At 65.2% G+C, this 25,040-nt stretch carries 19 protein-coding genes; 12 read left to right on the top strand and 7 right to left on the bottom strand.

Annotated features, from left to right (window positions below; translation table 11 throughout):
* Nucleotides 1–4: 4 nt before the first annotated feature.
* Both ACIGJD_RS16595 and ACIGJD_RS16590 read right to left on the bottom strand, forming a co-directional pair.
* A complete protein-coding gene (locus tag ACIGJD_RS16595) occupies nt 5–1,126 on the bottom strand; it encodes an acetylxylan esterase (RefSeq protein WP_483687121.1) in 1,122 nt (373 codons plus the stop codon).
* A 44-nt stretch (nt 1,127–1,170) separates the two neighbouring features.
* On the bottom strand, nt 1,171–2,466 hold the full coding sequence (locus ACIGJD_RS16590; protein WP_483687120.1) for an ABC transporter substrate-binding protein: 1,296 nt from the start codon (nt 2,464–2,466) through the stop codon (nt 1,171–1,173).
* Between the two features lie 293 nt (nt 2,467–2,759).
* Between ACIGJD_RS16590 and ACIGJD_RS16585 the strand changes: the two genes are divergently transcribed.
* The 3 genes from ACIGJD_RS16585 to ACIGJD_RS16575 all read left to right on the top strand — a co-directional run bounded on the left by ACIGJD_RS16585 (nt 2,760) and on the right by ACIGJD_RS16575 (nt 6,253).
* The gene (locus ACIGJD_RS16585; protein WP_142132693.1) at nt 2,760–3,704 is read left to right on the top strand and encodes a carbohydrate ABC transporter permease; all 945 of its coding nucleotides are present in this window, start codon (nt 2,760–2,762) and stop codon (nt 3,702–3,704) included.
* The gene (locus ACIGJD_RS16580; RefSeq protein WP_236820436.1) at nt 3,694–4,638 is read left to right on the top strand and encodes a carbohydrate ABC transporter permease; all 945 of its coding nucleotides are present in this window, start codon (nt 3,694–3,696) and stop codon (nt 4,636–4,638) included. Before ACIGJD_RS16585 ends, ACIGJD_RS16580 begins: the two co-directional genes overlap by 11 nt.
* A 241-nt stretch (nt 4,639–4,879) precedes the next feature.
* Complete coding sequence (locus ACIGJD_RS16575) at nt 4,880–6,253, top strand: ABC transporter substrate-binding protein (RefSeq protein ID WP_483687119.1); 1,374 nt, start codon at nt 4,880–4,882, stop codon at nt 6,251–6,253.
* Nucleotides 6,254–6,378: 125 nt separating this feature from the next.
* Here ACIGJD_RS16575 and ACIGJD_RS16570 read toward each other — a convergent pair whose 3' ends face one another.
* The 3 genes from ACIGJD_RS16570 to ACIGJD_RS16560 all read right to left on the bottom strand — a co-directional run bounded on the left by ACIGJD_RS16570 (nt 6,379) and on the right by ACIGJD_RS16560 (nt 10,802).
* Nucleotides 6,379–6,900 carry a GNAT family N-acetyltransferase gene (locus tag ACIGJD_RS16570; protein ID WP_483687118.1) on the bottom strand — a complete coding sequence of 174 codons (522 nt, stop codon included), beginning with the start codon at nt 6,898–6,900 and terminating at the stop codon, nt 6,379–6,381.
* Nucleotides 6,901–6,977: 77 nt separating this feature from the next.
* Nucleotides 6,978–8,411, bottom strand: coding sequence for an HNH endonuclease (locus ACIGJD_RS16565; RefSeq protein ID WP_483687117.1), 1,434 nt, complete (start codon nt 8,409–8,411; stop codon nt 6,978–6,980).
* Nucleotides 8,412–8,786: 375 nt separating this feature from the next.
* On the bottom strand, nt 8,787–10,802 hold the full coding sequence (locus ACIGJD_RS16560) for a beta-galactosidase (RefSeq protein WP_483687116.1): 2,016 nt from the start codon (nt 10,800–10,802) through the stop codon (nt 8,787–8,789).
* A 172-nt stretch (nt 10,803–10,974) separates the two neighbouring features.
* On the opposite strand from ACIGJD_RS16560, the gene ACIGJD_RS16555 reads away from it, so the two are divergent.
* The 5 genes from ACIGJD_RS16555 (at nt 10,975) to ACIGJD_RS16535 (ending at nt 16,088) form a co-directional block, all read left to right on the top strand.
* Entirely contained in the window at nt 10,975–12,264 is a 1,290-nt protein-coding gene (locus tag ACIGJD_RS16555; protein ID WP_483687115.1) for an ABC transporter substrate-binding protein, read from the top strand.
* A 48-nt stretch (nt 12,265–12,312) separates the two neighbouring features.
* Nucleotides 12,313–13,266 carry a carbohydrate ABC transporter permease gene (locus ACIGJD_RS16550; RefSeq protein ID WP_483687114.1) on the top strand — a complete coding sequence of 318 codons (954 nt, stop codon included), beginning with the start codon at nt 12,313–12,315 and terminating at the stop codon, nt 13,264–13,266.
* Nucleotides 13,263–14,177, top strand: a complete 915-nt coding sequence (locus ACIGJD_RS16545) for a carbohydrate ABC transporter permease (RefSeq protein WP_483687113.1) — start codon at nt 13,263–13,265, stop codon at nt 14,175–14,177. Before ACIGJD_RS16550 ends, ACIGJD_RS16545 begins: the two co-directional genes overlap by 4 nt.
* A gap of 19 nt (nt 14,178–14,196) precedes the next feature.
* On the top strand, nt 14,197–14,823 hold the full coding sequence (locus ACIGJD_RS16540) for a Poxvirus protein I5 (protein ID WP_483687112.1): 627 nt from the start codon (nt 14,197–14,199) through the stop codon (nt 14,821–14,823).
* A gap of 107 nt (nt 14,824–14,930) precedes the next feature.
* Nucleotides 14,931–16,088: an MFS transporter gene (locus tag ACIGJD_RS16535; RefSeq protein WP_483689524.1), complete on the top strand. Its 1,158-nt coding sequence runs from the start codon at nt 14,931–14,933 to the stop codon at nt 16,086–16,088.
* Here ACIGJD_RS16535 and ACIGJD_RS16530 read toward each other — a convergent pair.
* Nucleotides 16,085–19,363, bottom strand: coding sequence for a family 78 glycoside hydrolase catalytic domain (locus ACIGJD_RS16530; protein ID WP_483687111.1), 3,279 nt, complete (start codon nt 19,361–19,363; stop codon nt 16,085–16,087). The two genes, ACIGJD_RS16535 and ACIGJD_RS16530, sit on opposite strands and share 4 nt — an antisense overlap.
* Before the next feature lie 35 nt (nt 19,364–19,398).
* A complete protein-coding gene (locus tag ACIGJD_RS16525; RefSeq protein ID WP_483687110.1) occupies nt 19,399–20,604 on the bottom strand; it encodes a Gfo/Idh/MocA family protein in 1,206 nt (401 codons plus the stop codon).
* A gap of 255 nt (nt 20,605–20,859) precedes the next feature.
* Between ACIGJD_RS16525 and ACIGJD_RS16520 the strand changes: the two genes are divergently transcribed.
* From ACIGJD_RS16520 to ACIGJD_RS16505, 4 genes are all read left to right on the top strand, one after another.
* Entirely contained in the window at nt 20,860–21,525 is a 666-nt protein-coding gene (locus ACIGJD_RS16520) for a YesL family protein (protein ID WP_483687109.1), read from the top strand.
* 122 nt (nt 21,526–21,647) lie between these two features.
* Nucleotides 21,648–23,180 (top strand): extracellular solute-binding protein, encoded by a 1,533-nt coding sequence (locus ACIGJD_RS16515; protein WP_483687108.1) that lies wholly within the window; start codon nt 21,648–21,650, stop codon nt 23,178–23,180.
* Nucleotides 23,181–24,155 (top strand): ABC transporter permease, encoded by a 975-nt coding sequence (locus ACIGJD_RS16510; RefSeq protein ID WP_483687107.1) that lies wholly within the window; start codon nt 23,181–23,183, stop codon nt 24,153–24,155. It abuts the gene before it with no gap.
* Nucleotides 24,155–25,027, top strand: a complete 873-nt coding sequence (locus ACIGJD_RS16505; RefSeq protein ID WP_142132709.1) for a carbohydrate ABC transporter permease — start codon at nt 24,155–24,157, stop codon at nt 25,025–25,027. The genes ACIGJD_RS16510 and ACIGJD_RS16505 overlap by 1 nt, the downstream gene beginning before the upstream one ends.
* Nucleotides 25,028–25,040: the final 13 nt, after the last annotated feature.

Raw genomic sequence — 25,040 nt, 5'->3', positions numbered from 1 at the left:
GGGGTCAAGAGGCCAGCGTCTTGGCCAGGAAATCGAGGGCCTCGTCCTGCATGGCCGCCGTGAACACGTGCCCGCCCGGCCAGAAGCTGCCGGTGTAGGTGTCCGTGCCGGTGTGCATTGATTCCAGCAGTCGGTCCGCCTGGCGCATCCCGTCCTCCGGGAACAGCTCATCCGCCAGGGCGTACTGCACCAGGAACCGGGCCGTTTCAGCCCGGCAGGTGAGCTCCGGCCAATCGCCCAGTTTCCACAGGCCGGGGGTCTGCAGCAACCAGGAGTGGGCATCCAGGTAGGCGGGAAAGAGCGATTCGAAGGTGGTCATCATGCAGGTGACCACAGCGGCCCGGATGCGGGGGCTGAGGGCGGCGAGGGCAAGGGAACGGCCGCCACCGCCGGAGAAGCCGATGCAGCCCAGGTTGTCCTGGTCCACGCCCGGGCGTGACGCCAGGATGTCCAGGGCGGCAAGGTCGTCGTGTGCCACCATGCCGGCCAGGCTGGTGCCCAGCAGGCCGGCCGCTTTGGCAACGGTGTCCTCATGGAAGCCGGCAGCGGCGTTGTATTCCTCCGCCTCGGAAGGCACGACGCCGTCCTCCCGCCACTGTGCCTGCCTCGCCGCTGCCGCCGAGGCCGTCCGCCACGGGGGAGTTTCGAGGTCGAACCTGCGGCTGCCCCAAGCGAACGTGTCATGGGCCAGGACCGCAAATCCCCGGCGGGCAATGTCGGTTGCCAGGGCGCGGCCGTCATAGTGTCCTGCGCGGGCAGCGGCCGCCGAGGGGTGGCTGTCCGGCAGCTCCACCAGCCGGTCGGCCCCGCCAAACTTGTTTCCACCGTGGCAGTGCAGCGCCAGGACGCCCGGCAGCGGACCGGAACTACCGGCCGGCCTCACCAGCCAGCCCGTAGTCCGTGGGCCGAAGCCCAACTGCCAGCTGAGCTGGGAGGTGGTGGCGCCGTCGTACGTTTCCTCCCAGTCCACCGTCACCTCAGGAAGCGCGCCGCGGTCCGGGATGCCAAGCACGTCCGACAGCTCCTGCGCCGCAGCGCCGGAGGCTGGGTGGCGCGGATGTTTGCGGACGTAGGCGGGCCAGTCCTCATAGCCGGCGATGGCGCTGGGGCGTGCTGCTGGCGTCACGTGGCTGGTCTCCTTACTGTGGCGGGCTGGTCGCTGCGGTGGGCTCAGGCGAGGTTCTGGTTGACCTCGGAGATCATGCCTTTGGCAGCATCGCGAGGGGAGATCTTTCCGAAGAGTACATCCGTGTTGTAGCGGTTCAGAACTTCCATGGTGGCCGATGAGCCTGCCGGGAACGGCTTGGGTGCTTGAATCTTCATCTCGGCAATGCGGTCAAGGTAGGCCGCCTCCTTCTGCTGGGTTTCCTTCAGCAAGGGAGTGATGCCCGCCTTTAGCTCCGTGTTGGCCGGCATGCCCCGGTCGCTCTTGATCTTGGATGCCGCGTCCATGTTGTTGACCAGGTAGTTGATGAAGAGGGCCGCTTCCTTGGACTGCGGCGACTTGGAGGAAATGGCGTATTCCATGGAGGAACGCAGCCACGAACCGGGCCGGGTGCTTTCACCGGGCAGCTTCACCATGACCAGGGGCGCTCCGGAGTAGGACGTCATCTGGTTGCTCCAGGAGATTTTCATTCCCTGCTTTCCCTGGCCCATCAGGGTCATTTCGGGCTGCGCCGAGCCGTCCTCGACGGTCTGGGAAGCGGAGGGTGCGCCGCCGGTCTCCGTCAGCTTCTTGTTGAGTTCGAACCAGCGGGTCAGGGTGTCCTCGCTGATGCCCATCTTCTTTCCATCGTCAGTGTAGAGGGCCTCACCATTCTGGCGGGCCCAGACTGCGAGGAAGGAATCGTTGGCCATGGGCGTGGTGCCGAAGGTTCCGGCCGGTGACTTTTTAGTGATCTCGGCCGCGATCCTGGCGTAGTCGTCCCAGGTCCAGGTCTCATCGTCCGGCAGTGCCACGCCGGCGGCCTCGAAGACCTTGGGGTCAAGGACCATGGACATCGAGTTGACGCCGGCGGTGATGGTGTACTGCTTGCCGTCGATTTTGCCCAGGTCCACGGTTCCCTCGGCAAACTTCGAGGTGTCGATCTGGTCCTTGACCTTGTCCAGGTTCAACAGCACGCCCCGGCTGGCGTACTCGCTGGGGTAGGCGCCGCTCATGGCGATGACATCCGGCATGGTTCCACCCGCAATCTGGGTGGCCATCTTGTCCCAGTAGGAACTGTATTCGGTATTCTCGCCCTGGACCTTGATGGTGGGGTTCGCGGCTTCAAAAGCCTTGATCACCTCCATGGTGGTTTTGGCCCTGGAATCGTTGCCCCACCAGGCGAACCGAATGGTGACGGGGTCCTCCGCAGTCCCCACTTTCCCTGCTTGCGGGCTGCTGCCGCAGCCGGTGAGGACCAATGCGGCTGCAGCAAAGGCGCCGGTAATGCCCATGACGGATTTCTTGAGACCAAACTTCATTGTTGTGCCCCTTGGCGGGTAGGTTGTGCGCGGGTGACGCCGTAACAGAAAGCGTTTTCTCAAAAACTAACAAAGGGCTATACAGGAGTCAAGAAAGCGTTTACTTTGGTACGGAGCCGCAATTCGAACGGCCCCCGCGGTGCCGGAACCGCTTCAGCTTTCACGGGCAGGAGCATGGACGGCCCCCCGGTGCCGGTTACCCCCATCGCCCTGCGATGAAACAACGTGGAGGCCACGATGACCAAAGGAGACCACATGGCCGCAAAACACATTCCCAGGACGGAGCAGCTTCCGTGAGCGCCATCAGTGAGCTGAGCTCCCTTTCCCGACGGAAAGGCAAAGTCACGGCGGCCGAGAAGAAGGCCAACAGGCGGGACAACAAGGCCGCCTACATCTTCCTCCTGCCCTGGCTGGTGGGACTGGTGGCCATCACTATCGGCCCCATGCTGATGTCCCTCTATCTGTCCTTTACGGATTACAACCTGCTCCAGCCGCCGGAATGGACGGGCCTGGACAACTTCACCCGCATGCTCAGCGACGCCCGGCTCCACAACTCCCTCCGCGTAACGTTTACCTACGTTTTCGTGGGAGTTCCGCTGCAGCTGGCCGTGGCACTGCTGATCGCACTCGTCCTGGACAAGGGGCTGCGCGGCCTTCCGTTCTACCGCTCGGTGTTCTACTTGCCGTCGCTTCTGGGCGGCTCCGTGGCCGTTGCCATCCTGTGGAAGCAGATTTTCGGCACCACCGGCCTGGTCAACCAGGTCCTGGCCATGTTCGGCATCCAGGGGCCTGGCTGGATCTCGGATCCCAGCACGGCCCTGGGATCGATCATCCTGCTGCATGTCTGGACCTTCGGCGCCCCCATGATCATCTTCCTGGCGGGCCTGCGGCAGATCCCCAACATGTACTACGAGGCCGCCAAGGTTGATGGCGCCACCACGCTCCAGCAGTTCTGGCGGATCACCCTGCCGATGCTGAGCCCCATCATCTTCTTCAACCTGGTGCTGCAGATCATCGGTTCCTTCCAGTCGTTCACCCAGGCGTTCATCGTCTCCGGCGGCAACGGCGGTCCTTCGGACTCCACCATGTTCTTCACGCTGTACCTCTACCAAAAGGGCTTCGGCCAGTTCGACATGGGCTACGCCTCAGCCATGGCGTGGGTCCTGTTGCTCATCATCGGTGTCTTCACCGCCATCAACTTCATCGCTTCTAAGTATTGGGTTTTCTATGACGACTAAGCTTGAGACGCTGCCCACCCCGGAGAGGAAATCCGCCGGCGCCGGCAAGCCCAACAACCGCAAGCCCAGGGTCCGCGAGTCCCGGGGAACCTTGGCCTTCAGCCGGGCACAGCGAGGCAAGTCGCTGATGAAACACGGCATCCTCATCCTTGCCGGCGCCCTGATGATCTACCCGCTCCTGTGGATGGTGGTGTCCTCGCTGCGCCCCAACGAGATGATCTTCCGGGAGCCCGGCCTGTGGCTGAACAGCCTGGAAATGAGCAACTACACCTCCGGCTGGTCGGCCCTGACGCACCCGTTCGGCCACTACATGCTGAACTCGGCCATCGTGGTGATCGGCTCCATCCTGGGAAACCTGGTGTCGTGCTCCATGGCCGCCTACGCCTTCGCCCGGCTCCAGTTCACCGGCAAGCGGCTGTTCTTCGGCATCATGCTGCTGACCATCATGCTGCCGTTCCACGTGGTGATCGTTCCGCAGTACATCCTGTTCTCGCAGATCGGCTGGGTCAACACCTTCTGGCCGCTGCTGGTGCCGAAGCTGCTGGCCACAGACGCGTTCTTCGTCTTCCTGATGGTGCAGTTCATCCGCGGCATCCCGCGCGAACTCGATGAAGCGGCACGCATCGACGGCGCAGGCCATCCGCGCATCTTCCTGCGGGTCATCCTGCCGCTGATGGTGCCGGCCCTGGCCACCACCACCATCTTCACCTTCATCTGGACCTGGAACGACTTCTTCGGCGCCCTGATCTACCTCACGGACCCGGACATGTTCACCGTCCCGGTTGCGCTGCGGGCATTCGTGGATTCCCAGTCCGCCACGAGCTGGGGATCCCTGTTCGCCATGTCCATCGTGTCCCTGTTGCCGGTCTTCCTGGTATTCCTGTTCGGCCAGCGGTTCCTCATCAAGGGCATTGCCACCACCGGCATCAAGTAACACCTCGCTGCAACTTCATATCCCGAACGGCCCGTCCTTGTGGCGGGCCGTTCCGCTTGCCCACGCCGGGCCGAAATCTTTCAGAACTGTTGGCCGTGCGTCTTGTACTACAAGTTGACTACTTGTACTATCAGTGTCAGAAAGCGCTTTCAAAACATTACTCGGCAGGCCTGTTGCTGCCGGACCAAATCCCCAATTGGAACATCACCCGCAGCTGGATCAAAGAAGATCGGAGTACACCGTGCCGCTTTTCCCCCGTCCTGCAGCTGCTGCAAAGCAGCGGGCAGGGGCACCCACTTCAGGCGCACCGCGCCGCGGCCGCCACGGCCGAACCCGTAAAGCCGGCGCCGTTGCTGCCGCAGTCGCCGCCGTCATGGCCCTCAGCGCCTGCGGTGGAGGAGCAGCCCCGCAGAACGCGGACGGCACCGTCGAGCTCCGCTTCTCCTGGTGGGGCGGCGACAAGCGGGCCCAGCTCACGCAGGAAGCCATCAAGCAGTTCGAAGCCGAGAACCCGAAGATCAAGATCAAGCCGGAGTTCGGAGACTGGAGCGGTTACTGGGACAAGCTGGCCACCCAGGTTGCGGCCAATGATGCCCCTGACATCATCCAGATGGACGAAAAGTACATCACCGAGTACTCAAGCCGCGGCGCGCTCCTGGACCTCTCCAAGTACGACATCGACACATCGAAGCTGGATGAGGCTGCCCTCAACGCGGGCAAGGGCGAGAAAGGCCTGACGGGCATCGCGGCAGGGATCAACGCCGCCACCATCCTGGCCAACCCGAAGGTCTTCGAAGCCGCCGGTGTCGCGCTTCGGGACGACTCGAAGTGGACTTGGGAGGACTTCGGCAGGATCGCCGCCGACATCACCGCCAAGTCGCCCAAGGGAACCTATGGTGCGGCCGCCTACGGAACCGACGAAGCCTCCCTGGGCGTATGGCTGCGGCAGAACGGCAAGTCCCTGTACACATCGGACGGCAAGCTGGGTTTTGAGCCCGGAGACATTGCCGAGTGGTGGGCCTTCCTGAAGAAGCTCAGCCAGGACAAGGCGGTACCTTCCGCGTCCGAGGTGGTGGAGGCCGAGGCTGCCCCGCTTGACCAGAGCGGACTGGCGACGGGCAAGAACGGCATGGCCTTCTGGTGGTCCAACCAGGCCCCTGCTTTGGAAAAGGCCAGTGGCGGGGACCTAAAGATCCTGCGCTTCCCCACCAAGACGGGCTCCGCCACCGATGCAGAGCTCTGGTACAAGGCGTCGCAGTTCTGGTCTGCTTCCTCACGCACCAAGCATCCTCAGGAAACCGCAAAGTTCATCAACTTCCTGACCAACAACGTCAAGGCGGGCGAGGCCCTCCTGGCCGACCGCGGCGTATACCCGAACTCCGATGTCCGGGCAGCCATCCAGCCGAAACTCACCCCGGCCGACGTCAAGGTGGTCAACTTCATCGACCAGATCAAGGACGAGCTCGGTGAGGCCCCCGCGCCGCCGCCGAAGGGCGCCGGTGCCATCCAGGAAATCATCAAGCGCTACACCTCCGAAGTTCTCTTTGAGCGCTTGTCCCCGGAAGATGCAGGGAAGAAGGCAACCGATGAGATGAAATCGGCCATCAGTAAGTAAGTCTTCACACCGCCGACACGGCTCCGGGCGGCTCGGGTGGAAGCCTCCCCATACCAAGCGTCCGACGGCGGGTGGCAGCCCTGCCCCGGAAGGTACCCACGTGGTTCCTCCTGGGGCAGGGCTGTTTAAGCGGAGGGCCCGGCGGTGACCCTGCGCGACATCACTGTCCTCGGCCACAAAGCCAGCCCGTGCCGCTTCTCCCGCTCCACAACACCGCGGAGCCAGGCGGGGCGCTCCGTGCCGGGGAGATGCCGGAAGCCGAGCCGCTGATAATAGGGGGCGTTCCACGGCACATCCCTGAACGTTGTCAGCGACAGTCGCTCAAGTCCCCGCTCCACCGCCCATTGGTCCACCTGCACGATCAATGCGGCTCCGATTCCGCGGCGGCCGTGCTCCGGGTGCACCGTGACCTGCTCGATGTGGGCCCAGCAGCCGTGCGTCTCGAGCAGGATGTATCCGGCAACCCTGCCCGCCGGCTCGGTTGCCACCCATGCGGTCCCGGCGGCTACATACGCGTTCAGTTGTTCCACTGTTGGCGGCGGGTCATCTGCGATCGCATCCATGTTTACAGTGCGGAAAAGTTCACCGGCGGCAGTCTCGATCTCCTGGATGCGCCTGAGGTCCGCCGTCAGGGCTGGTCGAATCACCAGTCCAGTATCAGCCACTCTGCCCTGCCTGCCACAGGCCTGCTGGTCAGTGCACCCACACGGAGTTGGCCGTCAGGTCAGGTCATGCCGGGCCGGATGACGCGCCCCAATACTTGGACAGTTGGTCGCGGCGGCCCACCTGGTGGCCGTGGGGAAGAGCCCGCTGGCCTTCCCCGCGAGAGAGCGCGACGGAGTTGCCGGCCCTCATTCCTCGACGTGTTGTTTCCATCCCCGGCGTCCGGTCTCGCCGGCCCACTTCCGGGGAGTGGTGGGGCGGTGGAGTGGTAGGTGTGGCCGGTTGGGGTGGTGGTTGCGACGGTGTGGCGTGGGCCGGGGACTGGTTGTGTGGTCCAGCCGGGTGTTTCTTTGGTGTGGTTGCAGGCTTCGCGCAAACCTTGGCCGTTGGCGGCGGTGGTGGGCCCGGCGTTGTGCCAGGCGGTGATGTGGTCGTGGTGCCTGATGGGGGCGTCGCAGTACGGGGTTCGGCAGGTGTTGTCCCGGACCTGGAGGAAGCGCTTCAAACCTGCGGGGAACAGCCTGGCTTTGGAGTCCATCGCCACCAGCTCATTTGTGCCGGGGGCGGTGTAGAGCCGCCGGATCCAGAGACTGAGTTCTTCCGGGTCCCCCGCGCTGCCCCTTGCCTCACTGGCAGTTTCGTCTACACCTGCATGACTGGCCCTCGCGTCTGCGGCCGTGGCGGGTGTTCGTGTGGTTGGTGGGTTGGTGAGGGTGAGTTCCCTGGCCCGGGCTGCGGGGATGGTGCCGTAGCCGGGGAGCCGTGCGGGTTCGGCGTCGGCTTGGAGGAGGGTGCGGTCGGTCATGACGAGCTGGATCTCCACACCGCTGATCACGCCGGGGGTGCCGGTGACGCGTTCGACGAGGGTGTCGGCCATGACCTGACCCCGCGACCTGGCATCCCCGGCCAACCGGGCACTGTCCGCGTCCTTGGCCAGGGCGGCGTACGCGGCGACCCCCTGGGCGACTGGGAGCAGCGCGGTGAGGTAGGCCATGGTGTCCGGGGCCGGGCGCAGGCTCACACACCGCTCACCCACGGCCCGCGCGGCCCGGCGCGCTACCGAGGCAGGGTCCCGCCGGTACGCCGCAGCCCGGACGGCGGCGGTGATGGCTTTGTCGCCCATGCCGTCCAGGGCGCCGGTGTCGGCGGCGAGTTCCTCATCCGCCCCGGCCCGGTCCTCCGGGGAGAGGCAGATGGTTTCCTTTACCACCAGCGTGGCCCGCCACTCATTCAACAAACCGGACCGGAACGCGGCGAACGTTCGGGGCATCCCGGTCAGGGCCTTGGCCAGGCCCAGCAACCGGGAACCCCTCGCCGGGGACTCCCGCCTGGCCAGCGCGATCTGCGCCGCCACCCCGGCACCCTGCTCAGCGGCCGGGACCCCGGCGGCTGCCTGCTCCCGCCGCTGCTGAAGATCAAAAGCAACAGCGGTGTCGGCCTGGCGGGCACCCGCCAGGCACTTCAGGTCCTCCAACCCGCGGATCTGATCGATCATCCCCGCCCCATCGGCAGCCAAAGGAACACGGGCCAACAGGCTCAGGACATCACCAATTGAAGGGGCGGCAGCAGCAACTCCCGGAACAGCGGGTGGAAACAGAAACACACCGGCAGCAGGCAGCCCCAGAGGCTCCGCCTCCAGTAATCCCGCCGTCCCCACAACTGCTTCCATAACCAAAGTCTTCCAGCACCCACTGACAATTCCGACGGCCGGTACCTCCTATGTGGAAAACGTCAAAAGAGGCACAAAAGCTGTCCCTGCTGCCCAGGACCGTGCGTCTGTCGCTGACCCCTGCATTAGCGAAACGGCGGCACCCGGGAGGGCGCCGCCGTCGTACTTCCCTGGAAGTGTCGTGATGCGTGCTGCGCCGGCCTAGCCTTCCGCGACCACCGCCACGCTGCCGGCCGGGACAGTGCCTCCGAAGGACTGGCCTGTCAGGAGATCGGTTCCCTTGGCAGCCACAGAGGCCTCCTCCCGCGTGTGGTTGATGGCGAACAGGAATGCCTGTCCGTCGGCCGAGCGCCGCCGCACCAGCTCCACGCCCGCGTCGGCCACGGCAACGGGGGAGACCCCGGACTCAGCCAGCAGCCGGTCCACGAGGGCGTCGATTCCGTCGCGGTCCGGGAAGGTGGCCAGGTACCAGGCGGCGCCGGAACCCACGCTCCGGCGGGTCAGGGCGGGCACGCCCTCCAGGGGGTACTCGGTAAAGGTCTGCACGGCCTCGGCTCCGGCCAGATGGACATGCTCGCTCCAGACCGAGGAGACCGTCCCGTCGCTCAGCTTCAGCTGCCTCCCGGCCAGCAGGGGGTGGAACTCTTCCACCCGTAGCCCCAGCAGTTCACGGAAGGCCCCCGGGTAGCCGCCCAGGCGGACGTGGTCCTGCATGTCAACGATTCCGCTGAAGTAGCTGACCAGGACAGTGGCGCCGGCCGCGGCCGCGGCAGCGATGTTGGCGGCATGTTCATCGGAGACCGCGTACAGCGTACAGACGAGCACCAGGTGGTACCCGTCCAGGGAAGCGGAGGGATGCACCATGTCCACGGTGACGCCGCGGAGCACCAGCGAACGGTGGAACGCCCGCAGCAGGTCCAGGTACTTCACATCCACGCTGGGCTTCGAATCGATCTCACTGGCCCACCACGCTTCATAGTCAAAGACAATGGCCACACGCGACTGGACGCGGGAGCCACGCACCGGCTCCAGCCGTTTCAGGGCCGCGCCGAGCTCTACCACCTCACGCCACACCCGCGTGTCCCGGCCGCCGTGCGGCACCATGGCCGAGTGGAACTTTTCGGAGCCCGCAAAGCTCTGCCGCCACTGGAAGAACATCACGGCGTCGGCCCCGCGGGCGACGTGTGCCAGGGAGTTGCGGAGCATCTCGCCCGGCATCTTGGGCTGGTTGCGCGGCTGCCAGTTCACGGCCGACGTCGAATGCTCCATCAGGATCCACGGGTCGCCGCCGGCAATGCCCCGGGTGAGGTCCGCGCTGAACGCGAGCTCGACGTGCCGTTCCGGGTCCGCCGCCACCAGGTAGTGGTCGTTGGCGATGACGTCCAAATCCTTGCTCCAGTCGAAGTAGTCCATGGACTTGGTGGCGCTGGAGGCCATCAGGTTGGTGGTGCACGGGATGTCCGGGGTTACCTCGCGCAGGACTGCCACCAGCTCCCGGTAATAGTCCACGAGCGCGCAGGAGTTGAAGCGCTGGAAGTCCAGCTGCTGGCCCGGGTTCAGCGTGGACGGCGCGACGGCGGGCGGCAGGATTTCTTCAAAGGAGCCGTAGTTTTGGGACCAAAAGGCCGTGCCCCAGGAGGCGTTGAGCGCTTCGATGCTCCCGTAGCGGCGTTCCAGCCAGGCGCGGAAGGCGGCGGCGTCCTCCTCGCCGTAGAACTCCGAGACGTGGCAGCCCAGTTCATTGTCCACGTGCCACAGCGCCAGCGCAGGGTGGTCCTTGTACCTTTCGGCAAGGACGCGGGTGATGCCGGTGGCGTAGCGGCGGTAAGCGGCCGACGACGGTGTGTAGTGCCGCCGTGAGCCCGGTCCCAGCACGGTCCCGTCAGCCGTGACCGGCAGGATTTCCGGGTGCTTGCGGACCAGCCAGGCCGGGGGAGCGGCGGTGGCGGTGGCCAAGGCCACCTTCACTCCAATGCCGGCGAGGTTGTCCATCACCTCGTCCAGCCACCCGAAGTCATACTGGCCTTCTGCCGGTTCGAGCAGCGCCCAGGAAAAGATCCCCACGCTGAGGAAGTTCACCCCTGCCTCCCGCATTAGATCCAGGTCCTCGAGCCGGACTGCGGCAGGCCACTGCTCAGGGTTGTAGTCGCCGCCGAAAGCGATACCTTCGACTTTGGTCCAAACGCTCGACGGTCCGGGGTTTTCCTGCCGTGTCATGGGACTCCTTTGTCAGCTGGGAAGATGGGACAGGTCCATTGGTCAGACGTTTGGAAAACGCTTGCCCAAATGTGGGAATGCCGCTATTGTATCGTTTCAGAAGCCGTGTAAGCCAGCTCACTACCCGCGTTGTAGACCGAAAAGGCGACACTCATCGAGCAAGGAGGCTCCCGTGATCAACAGAAGGCATTTCCTCACCACCGTGGCTATCGGCACCGCATCTGCCGCCGCCCTTTCCGCCTGCGGGTCGGGGGCCGGCTCGTCCGGCCAGACCGGCTCCGCGGACAAGCCCGTCACCATCAACTACACCTGGTGGGGCAACGACGACCGCGCCGAGCGTACCCGCAAGGCCATCGCGCTGTTCGAGTCCAAGAACCCGGACATCAAGGTCAACGGCAACTTCACCGATTTCGCCGGCTACTGGCAGAAGCGCGCCACCGAGGCTGCCGGCGGCGGCCTGCCCGACGTGATGCAGTGGGACCTGTCCTACCTGCGCGACTACGGCCAGCGCAACCAGCTCCTGGACCTCAGCACGGTCAAGATCGACACCTCAGCCTTTGACAAGTCCCTGTTGCCATCCGGCCAGATCAAGGGCAAGACCTACGGCATCCCCACCAGCACCAATGCCTTCGCCGTCTACTACGACCCCGCAAAGCTGGCCCCGCTGGGAATCGCCGAACCGGACGGGACCTGGACCTACAAGGAATTCAACGATTTCCTGACCCAGGTGGGCACCAAGAGCAACGGCGCCCTCTACGGCGGCACCGACTACACCGGCGTCTGGTGGATGTTCAACATCTGGCTGCGCCAGAACAAGATCGAGGCCTTCACCTCTGACGGCAAGCTCGGCTTCAGCAAGGATGACCTGAAGAAGTGGTGGAATCTCACCGCAAACCTGCGCGGCACGGGTGCCATCATCCCTGAGGACCGGGTGACGCAGCTGGCACCGAAGTCGCCGTTCGGGTCCAACGCCACGGCCACCGAGGTGACCTGGGACAACTTCATGGCCGGGTACCTGGGGGACAGCGGCGCCAAGGAACTCAAGCTGGTTCCCGTACCGTCCGACGACCCCGACAACCTGGGCCTGTTCCTCAAGCCCTCCATGCTGATGGTGGCCAGCGCCAAGACAAAGTTCAAGGACGCAGCCGCCCGCTTCATCGACTTCATGGTCAATGACCCCGAGGTGGGCCAGATCTTCAAGACCTCCCGCGGCGTTCCTGCCTCCAAGACCCAGCGTGACGGCACTACCTTCGAGGGGACCGACAAGCTGGTGGTCGATTACGAAAAGTCCATCGAGAAGTACCTCAAGGACGCCCCGGAGCCGCCCATCGTCGGCTTTGGCACGCTTGAATCCTCCTTCAAGCGCATCGCCTCGGACCTGAACTACGGCAAACTCACCGTCGACGGTGCAACCGATGCCTGGTTCAAGGAAGCCGAAGACCTCATCAAGCAAAACGGCTGATCCTGCCGCCATGCCCACCCTGGTCCCCACGACTGACGGAATGAACTCGTGACTTCAAGCCCAACCCTGAGCAGGCGTTCGGCGTCGTCCGCCCCCGTGCAGCTTCGCAAGTCGAAGCGCAACGGGGCGGACGCCCGTGCCGGCTACACCTTCCTGCTGCCCTGGCTGCTGGGATTCATTGCCCTGACAGTAGGGCCGATGATTTCCTCGCTGTACCTGTCGTTCACCAACTACAACCTGTTTGAGCCGCCCAAATGGATTGGCCTGGATAACTACACCACTCTGTTCCAGGACGAACGGTTCCTCCAGTCCGTGGGCGTGACCGTGGGCTATGTGGTGTTCGGTACGCCCCTGAAGCTCGCGGCGGCACTGGCGGTGGCCATGCTGCTGAACAGCAAGCGCCGCGGACAGGGCTTCTACCGGTCGGCGTTCTACGCGCCGTCCCTGATCGGTGCGTCCGTGTCCATCGCCATCGTGTGGAAGGCGATGTTCGGCGATTCCGGCCCCGTGGACCAGGGGCTGTCCTTCTTCGGGATCAACCTGGGTGGCTGGGTGGGCAACCCGGCCATGACCATGCCAATGTTCATCCTGCTCACGGTGTGGCAGTTCGGTGCCCCGATGGTGATCTTCCTGGCAGGGCTCAAGCAGATTCCCGGTGAGCTGTATGAGGCGGCGTCGATGGACGGAGCCGGCCCGGTACGGAAGTTCTTCAACATCACCTGGCCCATGCTGTCCCCGGTGATCTTCTTCAACCTGCTGATGGAAACCATCCACGCGTTCCAGATCTTCGCATCGGCGTACATCATTTCCAACGGTGAAGGCGGCCCCGCCGGATCCACCCTCTTCTACACCCTCTACCTGTACCTGCGCGGTTTCAGCGACTTCCGGATGGGCTACGCCTCGGCCATGGCTTGGCTGCTGGTGGTCGTGGTGGGCATCATCACACTGATCTTCTTCCGCACGTCCAAGTCCTGGGTCCACTACAGCGGTGATTCACGATGACAACCATGGCAACCCCCACCCAGTCCACTCCGGACACCACCCCGGCCTACAACCCGAAATCAGAGTCGGTTGGCGCCAAGCGGGCCAAGAGCGTGGTCTTCCACGCCGCGGCCCTGATCCTCACCGCCATCGTGCTCTACCCGGGCTTGTGGATGATCGCGTCGTCGTTCAAGCCCAACTCGGAAATCGGCGGCCAGAACACATCGTTGTGGTCCAACAACTTTAGCTTCGACAACTTCGTCACGGCCATGGACGGAATCGGCGGGGTGTCCACCCTGCAGTTCTTCACCAACTCCCTGATCCTGGCCCTGGGCGCGGTGGTGGGCACCATCCTGTCCGCGTCCGTGTCCGCCTACGCGTTCGCCAGGATCAACTTCCCCGGCCGCAGCATCTTCTTCGGCATGATGATCGCCACGCTGCTGCTGCCCTTCCACGTGGTGATCATTCCGCAGTACATCGTGTTCCAGCAGCTGGGCCTGGTGGACACGTACGTGCCGCTGCTGATCGGCAAATTCCTGGCCGCGGACGCGTTCTTCGTCTTCCTCATGGTCCAGTTCATGCGCGGCCTGCCCACGGAGCTGGACGAGGCGGCACGGATCGACGGCGCCGGGCACGCCCGGATCTTCATTTCCATCATGCTGCCGCTGATGAAGCCGGCCCTGATCTCCACCTCGATCTTCTCCTTCATTTGGAGCTGGAACGATTTCCTGGGCCCGCTGCTGTACCTGAACACCCCCGACAAGTACCCGCTGCCGCTGGCCCTGCGCCTTTTCGTGGACCAGACCCAGTCCTCGGATTACGGCGCGATGATCGCCATGTCCGTCCTGGCCCTGCTCCCCGTGCTGATCTTCTTCCTGATCTTCCAGCGGTACATCGTCGAAGGCGTCTCCACCCAGGGCCTTAAAGGCTAGAAGCAACAAAGGACGAAAAATGAGCGTCATGGACAGCACCACACCCGCCTCCGGCCACGAACCTATCCCGGTGAACCGGTTCGCCCTGTTCTCCGAAACCCTCCTGGCAGGGGTGCTGGTGCTGGTGCTGTCCCTCCCGCTCGTCACTATCCCGGCCGCCTACGCCGCCGGGACCGCCCACCTGGAACGGCACCTGAACGGTCGGGACGATTCCATTCGCGGCTTGTGGGGGCTGTTCAAGGCCGCCCTGCCCGGCAGCTGGAAACTTGGAATCACGACGGCGGCAGCCGCCGTCGTGATTGTCCTCAACCTTTTGCTCGCATGGGTGGGGCAGCTCCCGGGCCGCGGCCTGGTACTTCCTGCCACGCTCATCCTTGCCTCCGGCGCCGCGATCGTGCTGCTGCGCACCGCCTCCGCCTGGTCCGACTCTGCAGGACCCACCGGCAAGGACACCTGGCGCCGGGCCCTCGAAGCCGGGCAGGCGATCTCCCTCCGCGACTGGACGGGATCGCTGCTGCTCGCTGCCGCCCTGTTCTGCGCCGTCGTCTTCGTCTGGATGCTCGCCGCACTCTTCGTCGTGGTCCCCGGAACCCTCATCCTGGCCGCCGCAGCAGTGAAGCTGCGTTCCGGCCGCACCAAGCGCTGACTGTGCCTGGCCGCCGCACCCGTCCCGCGCAGGCAGCACCCGAACGAATCAACCAGCCCCGCTGGTACCACCCCCTGAAACACCACAACTACCGGCTCTTCCTGGCGATGCAGCTGGCCGGCAGCCTTGGCGTGTGGATGCAGCGCCTGGCCCAGGACTGGCTGGTGCTGCAGCTGACTGGCAGCCCTGCAGCGGTGGGTGCCGCCGTGGCCCTCCAGTTCCTGCCCATGCTGGTGGTGGGTCCGCTTGCCGGACTGGTGGTGGACCTCTTCCCCAAGCGCCGGATCATGATGGTGTGCCAGTCCGTCATCGTGCTGCTGGGCATCGGTCTGGCGGCCTGGGCGGCGAGCGGCACCATCACCGTCTGGGTTGTGTACGTGAGCTGTGTGGCCCTGGGTGTCACGGCAGCGGTGGACCAGCCCACCCGCCAGGTCTTCGTCAACGAGGTGGTGGGCGATGCCGCGCTGCGCCCCGCCATCGGACTAAACAACGCGCTGTCGCAGCTGGGTGCCATGGCCGGGCCGGCGCTCGGCGGCGTACTGATTGCCCAGGCCGGACCGGCCGCCGCCTTCGCTTCGAACGCGGTGATTGGCCTGGTGGTGCTGGGCCTGATCTCCGCCGTCCGACTCCACGAACTGCACCCCGGTACGCCCGCCGAACGGGGCCGCGGGCAGATGCTCGCCGGGTTCCGGTACGTCCGCGAACGGCCACGGCTGCTGCTCCTCATCCTGCTGGCGGGGCTGCTGGGCGCGTTCGGGATGAACGGGCCGGTGGTCCTTGCCGCGTTCGCCCAGCAGGTGTGGCACAACGGGGTTGAAGGCTTCGGCCTGTTCAACACCGTCAGCGCCGTTGGAGCCCTGGCCGGCGCGCTCCTGGCAGCCCGACTGGGAAACATGGGCCGCAAAGGCATCGTGGCAGCGGCCGGCCTCTTCGGTCTTTCACAACTGGTGGCCGCGCTGATGCCCACCCTGGTGCTGTTCGTGGCCATGCTGGTGGTGGTGGGCATGATGACGCTGCTGTTCCTCACCAGCGCGGCCACAGCAGTCCAGCTCGAAGCCGGTCCAGCAATCCGCGGCCGGGTTATGGCCCTGTACCTGCCGCTCCTGCTGGGCGGCCACGCGTGCGGCGGCCTCTTGGCAGGCTGGCTGACCGAACAGTTCGGCGTCCGGGCCGGCCTGGTGGCCACCGGCGGCCTGGGCATGCTTTCCGCCGCCGTGGTGGGACTGCTGCTGTGGCGGCACGGGCGGCGGCAGGCCAGGGTTTAAGCCGGGGTGAACGTCCAGGTTCCGGTGTGCACGCGGAAGTCCCGGGTGGCGCCCGCCTGGTGGCCGTCCTCCCCAGCGGAAACCACGACGGCGGCATCCGCGCCCTGGTCGCTTAAGGTCCCGGGCCCCTTCAACCCGTAGGTGCCGGCGGGCAGCCGGACCGTGGCAGTGGTTCCGGGCGGTACCGTGCACTCCAGTTCCACCAGGCCGCCGCGGCGCCGCCAGTTCGCACGCACGTATCCGTTGCCCACCGGGACGCTGCCGCGGGCATGCTCCAGCCGGCACAGAGGTGGTTCAATCAGCACCTCTGTGCCGCCCGGCGCACTGTAGCGGATGCCCAGCAGGTGTTCGAGGATCTCCTTGACGACCGAGGCGGACCAGGCATGGGACTGGCTGTAGTCGGTGCCGTCCTCAAGGTCCCAGGCTTCCCAGGTGAAGGTGGCGCCCCGGTCCAGGAGCCGAGCCCAGCCGGGCTGGTCCTTGCCGGTGAGGAGATCCAGTACGGCGTCCGTCAGGCCTACCGCCAACAGCGCCCGGACCAGCCGGTGCACCGTCATGGGCCCCTGCCGCATGCCCATTCCGGCGATCCGGCCGGCATCCGCGGCAGTATATTCGGGGCCGGTGATGCCGAGGGACAGCGGGAAGGAGGTTGCATGCTGGGAGGCGTGGGGGCTGGGCGTGCCATCGGGATGGAGCCCGTCCACCATGACCCCCTCCACCCGCAAGCGGGCCCTGATGGCGTTGGCGAGGGTGCGTGCAGCCGCAGCATAGGCGACCGCGGCGGACTCGTCCCCGGCTGCGCTGCAGAGCCGCGCCGTGGACACCAGAGCCGAGTACGCCTGGGCGTTGACCGTGGTCCTGGCGGCGCACTCCATGTCGTAGCCGAACCGCCCGGGTGCCGGCCAGTCCACGATGCCATGAAGGTAGGGGCCGGAGCCGCCGCCCAGGGTGGTGACCAGTCCCGCCGTCGGACCCTCCACCGGGACGTACCCCAGCACATAGTCAGCCGTATGGCGCAGGTGGGGGAGCAGTTCCCGCACCAGGGCCAGGTCCCCGGTGCGCAGGTGGTACTCCTCGGCCCATTCCGGCAGCATCAGGGAGAAGTCGGGGATGTCGCGCTTGCCGTCGCCGTTGGGATAGACGGCGTTGTAGCGCCCCTTTTCGCTGCTGGAAGTCCAGTAGCGGCGGGCGGACCACGCGAACTCCCGCAACGCCTGCGCCGTGTAGGCGTGCTCGCCGAAGAGCGCCATGGTGGCATAGGAGATGTTGGCGGCGTCGGCCAGGAACTGGCCCTTTTCCCGGGTGGGAGTGTCCACGAACTGCTCCTGGACGCCATGCAGGGCGGAGTCGCGGAGCAGCCCGAAGACCGCGTCCAGGACCGGATCCGAGCTGCTGAAGCTGCCCTCGCCCGGATGGGAGCCGTGGACGGTGAGGGCACCCACCCGGGACACCTCAGCGGCTTCGACGCCCGGCAATTCCAGGTAGCGGAAACCCAGGTGCACCGAGGCGCGGAACTGCTGCGGCCCTGACGTCTGCGTATAGGGGAAGGACATGTCCGTGTTCTGGCTTGAGGTCTTTCCCGCGTCCACCCTGCCGTCGGGGCGGAGGGTGTAGCCGGCCCGGAGCATCACGGTGCGCCCGGGGACGCCGTCCAGGAAATCCACCTCCGGGCGGGCGGGAAGAACCTGGCCGAAGTCCGCCACCATCGTGCCGTCATCGGCAGTCAGGAACTGCCGCGGAGCCACGAACTCTCCGGCAAGAGTAGTCCGGCGGGGGTGCAGTCGGGGAAAGTCCGACGACGGGTGGCGGCCGGTGACCACGGCGGCGGGCAGGTCCTCGGCGAGGTCGAGCGACGAAGCTGCCTGGCCGTCCAGATGCTCGACCGGGTCACCCTCATCGTTGCGGTAGCCCGACTGGCGGTACGGGGCCTCCCCTCCGGACCAGCCTGGACCGGAGGGGAGAACGTCACGGCGGCCGTCGTCGTAGTCCACCGTGAGCCGGACCAGCAGGCCCGGCACGCCCGCTGCCCGGCCCTGGCCCGGGCCGTACCAGTGGAGCAGGGCCGTCACCGGGACCGCCGAACCAGCAGGCTGCCCGGCGAGGATTTCCGTGATGTCGGAGGCGTCGTAATACCCCTCGCCCGGGTAGCCGAATGACGTGGCGTTCAGGCAGGGGGTTCCAGCCACGGAGACCTGGGCGTGGTGGTGTGCGGCGACGTAGAGCCGCGCCCGCCGCACTGTTCCGGACAGCTGGAGGGCAGCGCGGAACAAAGTCCATTCGTCAGGCTGCCGGTGTGCCGTGGTCCGGGACCACTGCGCCAGGCAGGAAAGGCCCTGGTCATTCTCCGTGTCGAAGCGGTGGTCAAACACCAGGGCTTCGGGCCGCCCGGGAGTGGTGTCGGTGAGCTGCAGCGCCGCGTACCCAGCCTGGCTCCGCGGGCCCTGGTGCAAAGCAAGGACGCTTGCCTCATCCGCGGCGGCGGGCTCCTCAACGGCCAGCAGTTCAAATCCGTCCAGGACTGCCCGGATGGTCCGGCCGTCGTCCGTGACCATGAGGTTCCGCCATAACCCGGTCCCCGGTTCCTGGGCTTGGACGCTTGCCGATGCGCTCGCCAGGATTTCCGTGTCCGGCGTAGCGGGGAAGGGGATCTCCCATTTCGGTGCGCGGCGGAGCACCACCTCGCCAGTGGCGGCTATTTCCAACAGCAGGCCCGTTCCGGCGCCGCTGCTGCGCAGGAGCAAACCGGCGCGGCCCATCTCGGGGCGGAGCCTCGCTTCAAGCCGGAAGGTGCGAAGGGGAGGGGAGGGAAGGGGCAGGAACGGCGACCCAGCCACGCGGAGCGACTGGTTCAGGATTTCCAGCGGCGCCCGGCCACCCGGAACACGGCTCATCCAGTCGGCCTGCCAGGACTCGTCGCCGAGCCCGGTACTGAACGGCTGCAGCGCTGACCAGGGGCCCGGAACACCGGCTGCGTCCAGGATCCGCACGCGCCACGCGTAGTCCGCGTCGTTGTCGAGCACTGGGCCGCCGTACGGAACACCGCGCTGTGCGGCGGAGGCCACCTGTCCGGACCCCCACAACACCCTGCCCTGGACGTCCCGGACCTCGAGCTCATGGCCCGTCTGCCGTGCAAGGGCAGGATCGGCGTCCTCGTCCTGCTCCAACTGCCAGCTGAACGCAGGGGACGGGGCCGCTGTCAGGCAGTGGGCAAGACCGTCCGTCAGGAGGTGGGCGGCGTACAACTGGCCCGGGCTCCGCGGCTGGGCTGTTTTCACGGTTGCTGCCTCCTTCAGTCCCGCCTGATCCACCATCAGCAGGCCTGAACATCAAAAACAGCGGGAGCGGATGCAGCCCAGGGCAGCCCCAGTTCGCTGAAGGTGGCATGGTGACGTCCTGCCTGTTCCAGGGCTTCCTCGATGCCTGCCACCACTGCGTGCGCCGCGTCCTCTTCACCCTCCCAACCGACGTAGGCGGGATCGATGGGGGTGGGGAGCGGTGCTGTGCGGACTGCTTCAAGCACCAGCATGAAGGCGCCACTGTCCTCCAGGCTGCTGATGAGCGGAACACCCTGGGCGCGGTGGGCCAGGAGGTTCTCCGTGAGGTCGTCCCGGCCATACGTCTCCTCGATGCGCCCCACATTAGATATAACGGTGAGCCGGTCCTCGGTGTAGTGGAACACTGCCGTCCCCGCAGAGCCCTGGAGGGTCACGTAAGGCTCAACGGACTCCGATGCGCAGATGGTCAGGGCGCAGGTAATGGGCAGGCCGGCCACCGTGCGGATCCGGATTACAGAGGTGTCGTCAGATTCGATGTCGTTGGCGCGGTACAGTTCCGTTTCCACGGACGCCACGTCGGCTGTGGTGCGCGCCCCGGCAATCCGGAGGGCAGTTGCCACTGCGTGCGCCAGCGGGTTGGTGGCCACGCCATCCACCACGTCCACGCCGTTGATGCTCCGCTTGCCGGCCCAGCGGGAGCGCTTGTAGTAGGCCCGGTCCCGGACCCAGCGGCCGGTGGCGGAGATGCCTTCCAAGGTTCCGATGGTTCCGGCGGCAAGCAGCTCTTCGATGGCCTTCAAGGCATGCGAGCCGAGGCTCTGGAAGCCGATCTGGACTCCGTGGTCCGACCCGGCAGCGGCTTCCCGCAGCCGGTTGAAGTCCGCAAGGGAGGCCACGGGCGGCTTCTCCAGGTACAGTTCCGCGTCTGTGGCCAGGGCGGCCAGGGCCAGCGGGGCATGGGTCTGGATGGGCGTGGCAACGATGACCAGGTCCAGGTCCGGGGTCGCCTTGAGGAGGTCATCAAGGCCCGGGTAAACAGCGGCCGACGGCGGCACGGCACCGGGTGCCGGCGGCTGCGGGTCCGCCACGGCAACGAGCTCAATGCTGCCTCCAGCCTGGAGCCGTTCGAGGTTCCGGAGATGGTGGGTGCCAAACCCGTGTACCCCCGCCAGTGCAACCCTTGCCGCCTTCGTGGTGGTTGTTCCGGCCTCGCTGCCGGCGGCTTTCGTTGCCGTTCCCATGGTTCTCCGTTCTGGCCGGCGGCACCATCAAAGGGCGCCGGTCGCTGAGGCGCAAGCATCAGAGCAGCAAGCGCTTTCCGCCTTTCAGTGTGCGGCATGCGGGCTCTCGTAGTCCAGCTATGTAACGATTCAATTTATCGCTTGACCATGGAGTGGCGGCGGGTTTACATTTTCGAGAAACCGATTAACAGCGTGATGCGGGACACGTTCCGCTTTCGCCTCTGCAACGATGGAGAAACAGAAGGGAGCCGTGCCATGCTGTCCGGAACCTTCAGCGCGCGTGCCTACTCGTTTTTTGACACGCTCGTATGGATTGCCTGCCTGAACCTGCTTTGGATCGCGTTCACCCTGCTGGGTCTCGGCGTTTTCGGCGTCGGCCCCGCAACGGCGGCGGCCCAGATCGTGGTGCGCAGGAGGGCCGGTGGCGACGGTGGGCCGCTGCTGCGGAGCTTCGCCGCCGGATACTTCCGGAACTTTGGCCAGGCCAACGTGCTCTCGCTTCCGATCATGGCCGTGGTGGCTGCGCTGGTCCTGAACTGGAACTACTTCTCAGGCGGCCGCGGGCTCTTCGCGCAGTTCGTGGCGGTGGCTCTGGTTGTCGCAGCGGTCTTCCTGGCCGGGGCCATCTGCTACGTGTTCCCCATGTACGCCAGGTATCAACTGCCGCTGCCGCAATACCTGCTGGTGTCGTCCCGGTTCGCCGTGCGGCACCTTGCGGGAACCGTCATCCTGCTGTTCGTCACCGCGGCCGTCGTGTACGCCAGCAGCGTGATTCCGGGGCTGATCCCGTTTTTCAGCATCGGAGCCTGGCTGTACCTGACCGGCTGGCTGTGCGACCGCTTCTTCACTGCAAATGACCAGGCCGTAGCTGCGGTGGAACCTGCCGGGCATGCCGTCCTGCAGGGCGCCTCCACCGCTTGACGGTGGTCTTTCCCTGATAGCCCATTCATCGCCCCCCGGCCCCGCCGGGCCTTTGAATGAAACGTATCAAAAGCTGGGCCAAACCGCCCGGCTCAACCCCAACGAAGTGGAATAGGAAAATAATGATCCGTAGGAAACTTTCCCTCGCCGCCGCCGTCGTCACCGTGACGGCCCTGGGCCTGACCGCGTGCAGCGGCGGCGGTGACGCCCCGGCCGCCGACCTCACCTCGGTCTCCATCATGGCCCCGTTCCTTGAAGCGCAGCCGCCCGCCGCGGACGGCGCAGTCCAGAAGAAGCTCGAGGAGCTCACCGGCAAGCAGGTCAAGATCAACTGGGCACCCAACGCCTCCTACGAGGACAAGACCAACATCACGCTGGCGGGATCGGACATCCCGCAGGTCATGGTGATCCAGGGAAAGACTCCGGGCTTCGTCAAGAACGCCCAGGCCGGTGCGTTCTGGGACCTCACTGACAAGCTGGATAAGTACCCGAACCTCAAGACCACCTTCCCTGACATCCAGAAGAACGCCAGCGTCAACGGCAAGGTCTACGGCGTGTTCCGCGGCCGCGCCCCCATGCGCACAGCCGTCATGTTCCGGCAGGACTGGCTGGACAAGCTGGGCCTGCAGCCGCCCAAGACCGTGGAGGACCTGTACAAGGTAGCCAAGGCCTTCACTGAGCAGGATCCGGACGGCAACGGCCAAAATGACACCTACGGCATCACCATCCCCAAGTGGGGTGCGCTGGGCACCAACAGCCCGTACGACGTGATCGAGGAGTGGTACGGCGCGGGGAACCGCTGGACGGAGCGGGACGGGAAACTCGTTCCCAGCTTCGAGACGGACGAATTCCTGGAAGCTGACCGGTTCATCAAGAAAATGGTGGACGAAAAGCTCATCAACCCCGACTTCGCAACCTTTGACAGCACCAAATGGAACGAGCCGTTCTTCAACGGCAAGGGCGGCATCATCGTTGACGTCGATTCCCGGGTGAGCGTGCTGATCAATCTCTTCAAGCAGGCAGACCCCAACAACTTCCAGAACAAGGTGGGCTTCGTGGGCAACCTTGAAGGGCCCGACGGCAAGCTGCACGCCCACCCCACCGACGGCTACTCCGGATTCCTTGCCGTGCCCAAGGCCAGCGTCAAGACCGAGGCCGAACTGGACAAGGTCCTCCAGTTCCTGAACACCATGAACGGCAAGGACGTGGCCGTCCTGCTGAACAACGGCATCGAGGGCGTGAACTTCAAGGTGGAGGACGGGAAGGCGGCCACGATCAAGCCGGAAACCCCGGAGGGCAAGGCCGTCACCACTGACATCAAGAGCTATGCACAGCTGGGCATGAACGTTGCGGGAAACACCTTCTACCCGGTCAAGCAGCCCACCGACTACGAACAGCAGGTCTTCGACAAGCGCACCGATGTCATGGCTGAGGACCTTAAGAGCGCCGTCTACAACCCGGCCGCGCCTTACGTTTCCGCCACCTACGTGGCCAAGGGTGCGCAGCTGGACAACATCGTGGCCGATGCGCGCATCAAGTACCTGGCCGGGCAGATCGATGAGCAGGGCCTGAAAGACGCCATCAAGCTGTGGGACACCAGCGGCGGCAACAAGGTCAAGGAAGAGATCAACAAGCTCTGGCAGGACAACAAGTAAATGGCAGCCCCTGTCATTGACACCCTCACCGGGGAGCGGGCGGGCAAGACCACGCCCGCTCCCCGGAAAGGGGGCAGGTTCTCCGTCCATTTCGCGCACTACAAGTGGCTGTACCTGCTGCTGCTGCCCGGCGTGGTGTACTTTGCGGTGTTCCGCTACGCGCCCATGTACGGGGTATCCATCGCCTTCAAGGACTATGTACCGTTCCTGGGCGTGAACGGCAGCCCTTGGGTGGGTTTCCGGAACTTCGAGGACTTCTTCGCCAACCCGGACTTTCCCCGGCTGCTGGGCAACACCCTGATCCTGGCCTTCCTGAACCTGGGCGTAGCCTTCCCGCTGACCATCATCCTGGCGCTGCTGCTGAATGAGGTCCGGCTGTCTATCCTCAAACGCACCGTCCAGACCCTGGTGTACATCCCGCACTTCCTGTCGTGGACCATTGTGGCCTCGCTGAGCTTCCTGCTGTTCGCCCTGGACATCGGACCGCTGTTCAAGACGCTCAACGGGATCATGGGCACCAACATCGACTTCCTGAGCGACCCGGCCTGGTTCCGTCCCCTGATTGTGCTCCAGGAAATCTGGAAGAACACCGGCTGGGGCACCATCATCTTCCTGGCCGCCCTCGCCACCGTCGACCAGGACCAGTACGAGGCCGCCATCATCGACGGCGCCGGCCGCTTCCGGAGGGTCTGGCACATCACCCTGCCGGCAATCCGCTCCACCATCATCGTGATGCTGATCCTGGCCATCGGGCAGATGCTCAACACCGGCTTCGAGCAGATCTACCTGATGACCAACGCCCTCAACCGCGAAGTGGCGGACGTCTTTGACACCTACGTCTACTTCGTGGGCATCACCCAGGGTGCGTACAGCTACTCCACCGCGGTGGGCCTGTTCAAATCCCTGGTGGGCATCGTGCTGATCTTTGGCACCAACTGGCTGGCCAAGCGATTCAACCAGAGCGGACTGTTCTAATGAAGATCCACAACACCCGCGGCGGCCGGATCTTTGACGCCGCCAACTACGTTTTCCTGTCCCTGATCGGCATCATCACCCTGCTGCCGTTTGTCTACGTCTTCGCCGGCTCCTTCGCCACCGAGGCCGAGATCACCCGCCGGGCGTTCTTCGTCTGGCCTGAGCAGTTCACCTTGGGCTCCTACGAGTACATCTTCGCCACCCCGGCGTTTGTTCGCGCCCTGGTGACCACCATCCTGGTCACGGCGGTGGGCACCCTGGTCCAGCTGGCCTTCACCGTGACCATGGCCTACCCCTTGGCCAAGAAGACACTGCGCGGCAGGAACGTGATCCTGTCCCTGGTGGTCTTTGCCATGGTGTTCTCCGGCGGCATGATCCCCACGTTCCTGCTGGTCAAGGACCTGGGCCTGCTCAACTCCTACTGGGCCCTGATCCTGCCGGCCGCGATCAACCCGTTCAGCCTGATCATCATCAAGAACTTCTTCCAGGAGCTGCCTGCCGAACTTGAGGAATCGGCCAAGATGGACGGGGCCACCGAGATCGGGATTCTCTGGCGGATCCTGCTGCCGCTGTCCAAACCGGTCCTGGCAACCTTCGCCCTGTTCTACGCCGTGGGCATCTGGAACGACTTCATGTCGCCCCTGCTGTACCTGAGCGACAACTCCAAGTGGACCCTGCAGATGTACCTGCGCCAGGTCACGGCCGCGTCGGACCTCCTGGGCACCGGCAACGTGGATCCCAACTACATTCCGCCGGAACAGGGCATCAAGTTCGCCGTGATCGTGGTGGCCACCCTGCCCATCCTCATTTTCTATCCGTTCCTGCAGAAGCATTTCGCCAAGGGCATGCTCATCGGCTCCGTCAAGGGCTGAGCCCACGCAGAAG

Source organism: Arthrobacter sp. E1SS-5, from assembly GCF_057073715.1.
Note: the sequence above shows the minus strand (reverse complement) of the source record. Positions and strands in the feature narration are given on the sequence as shown.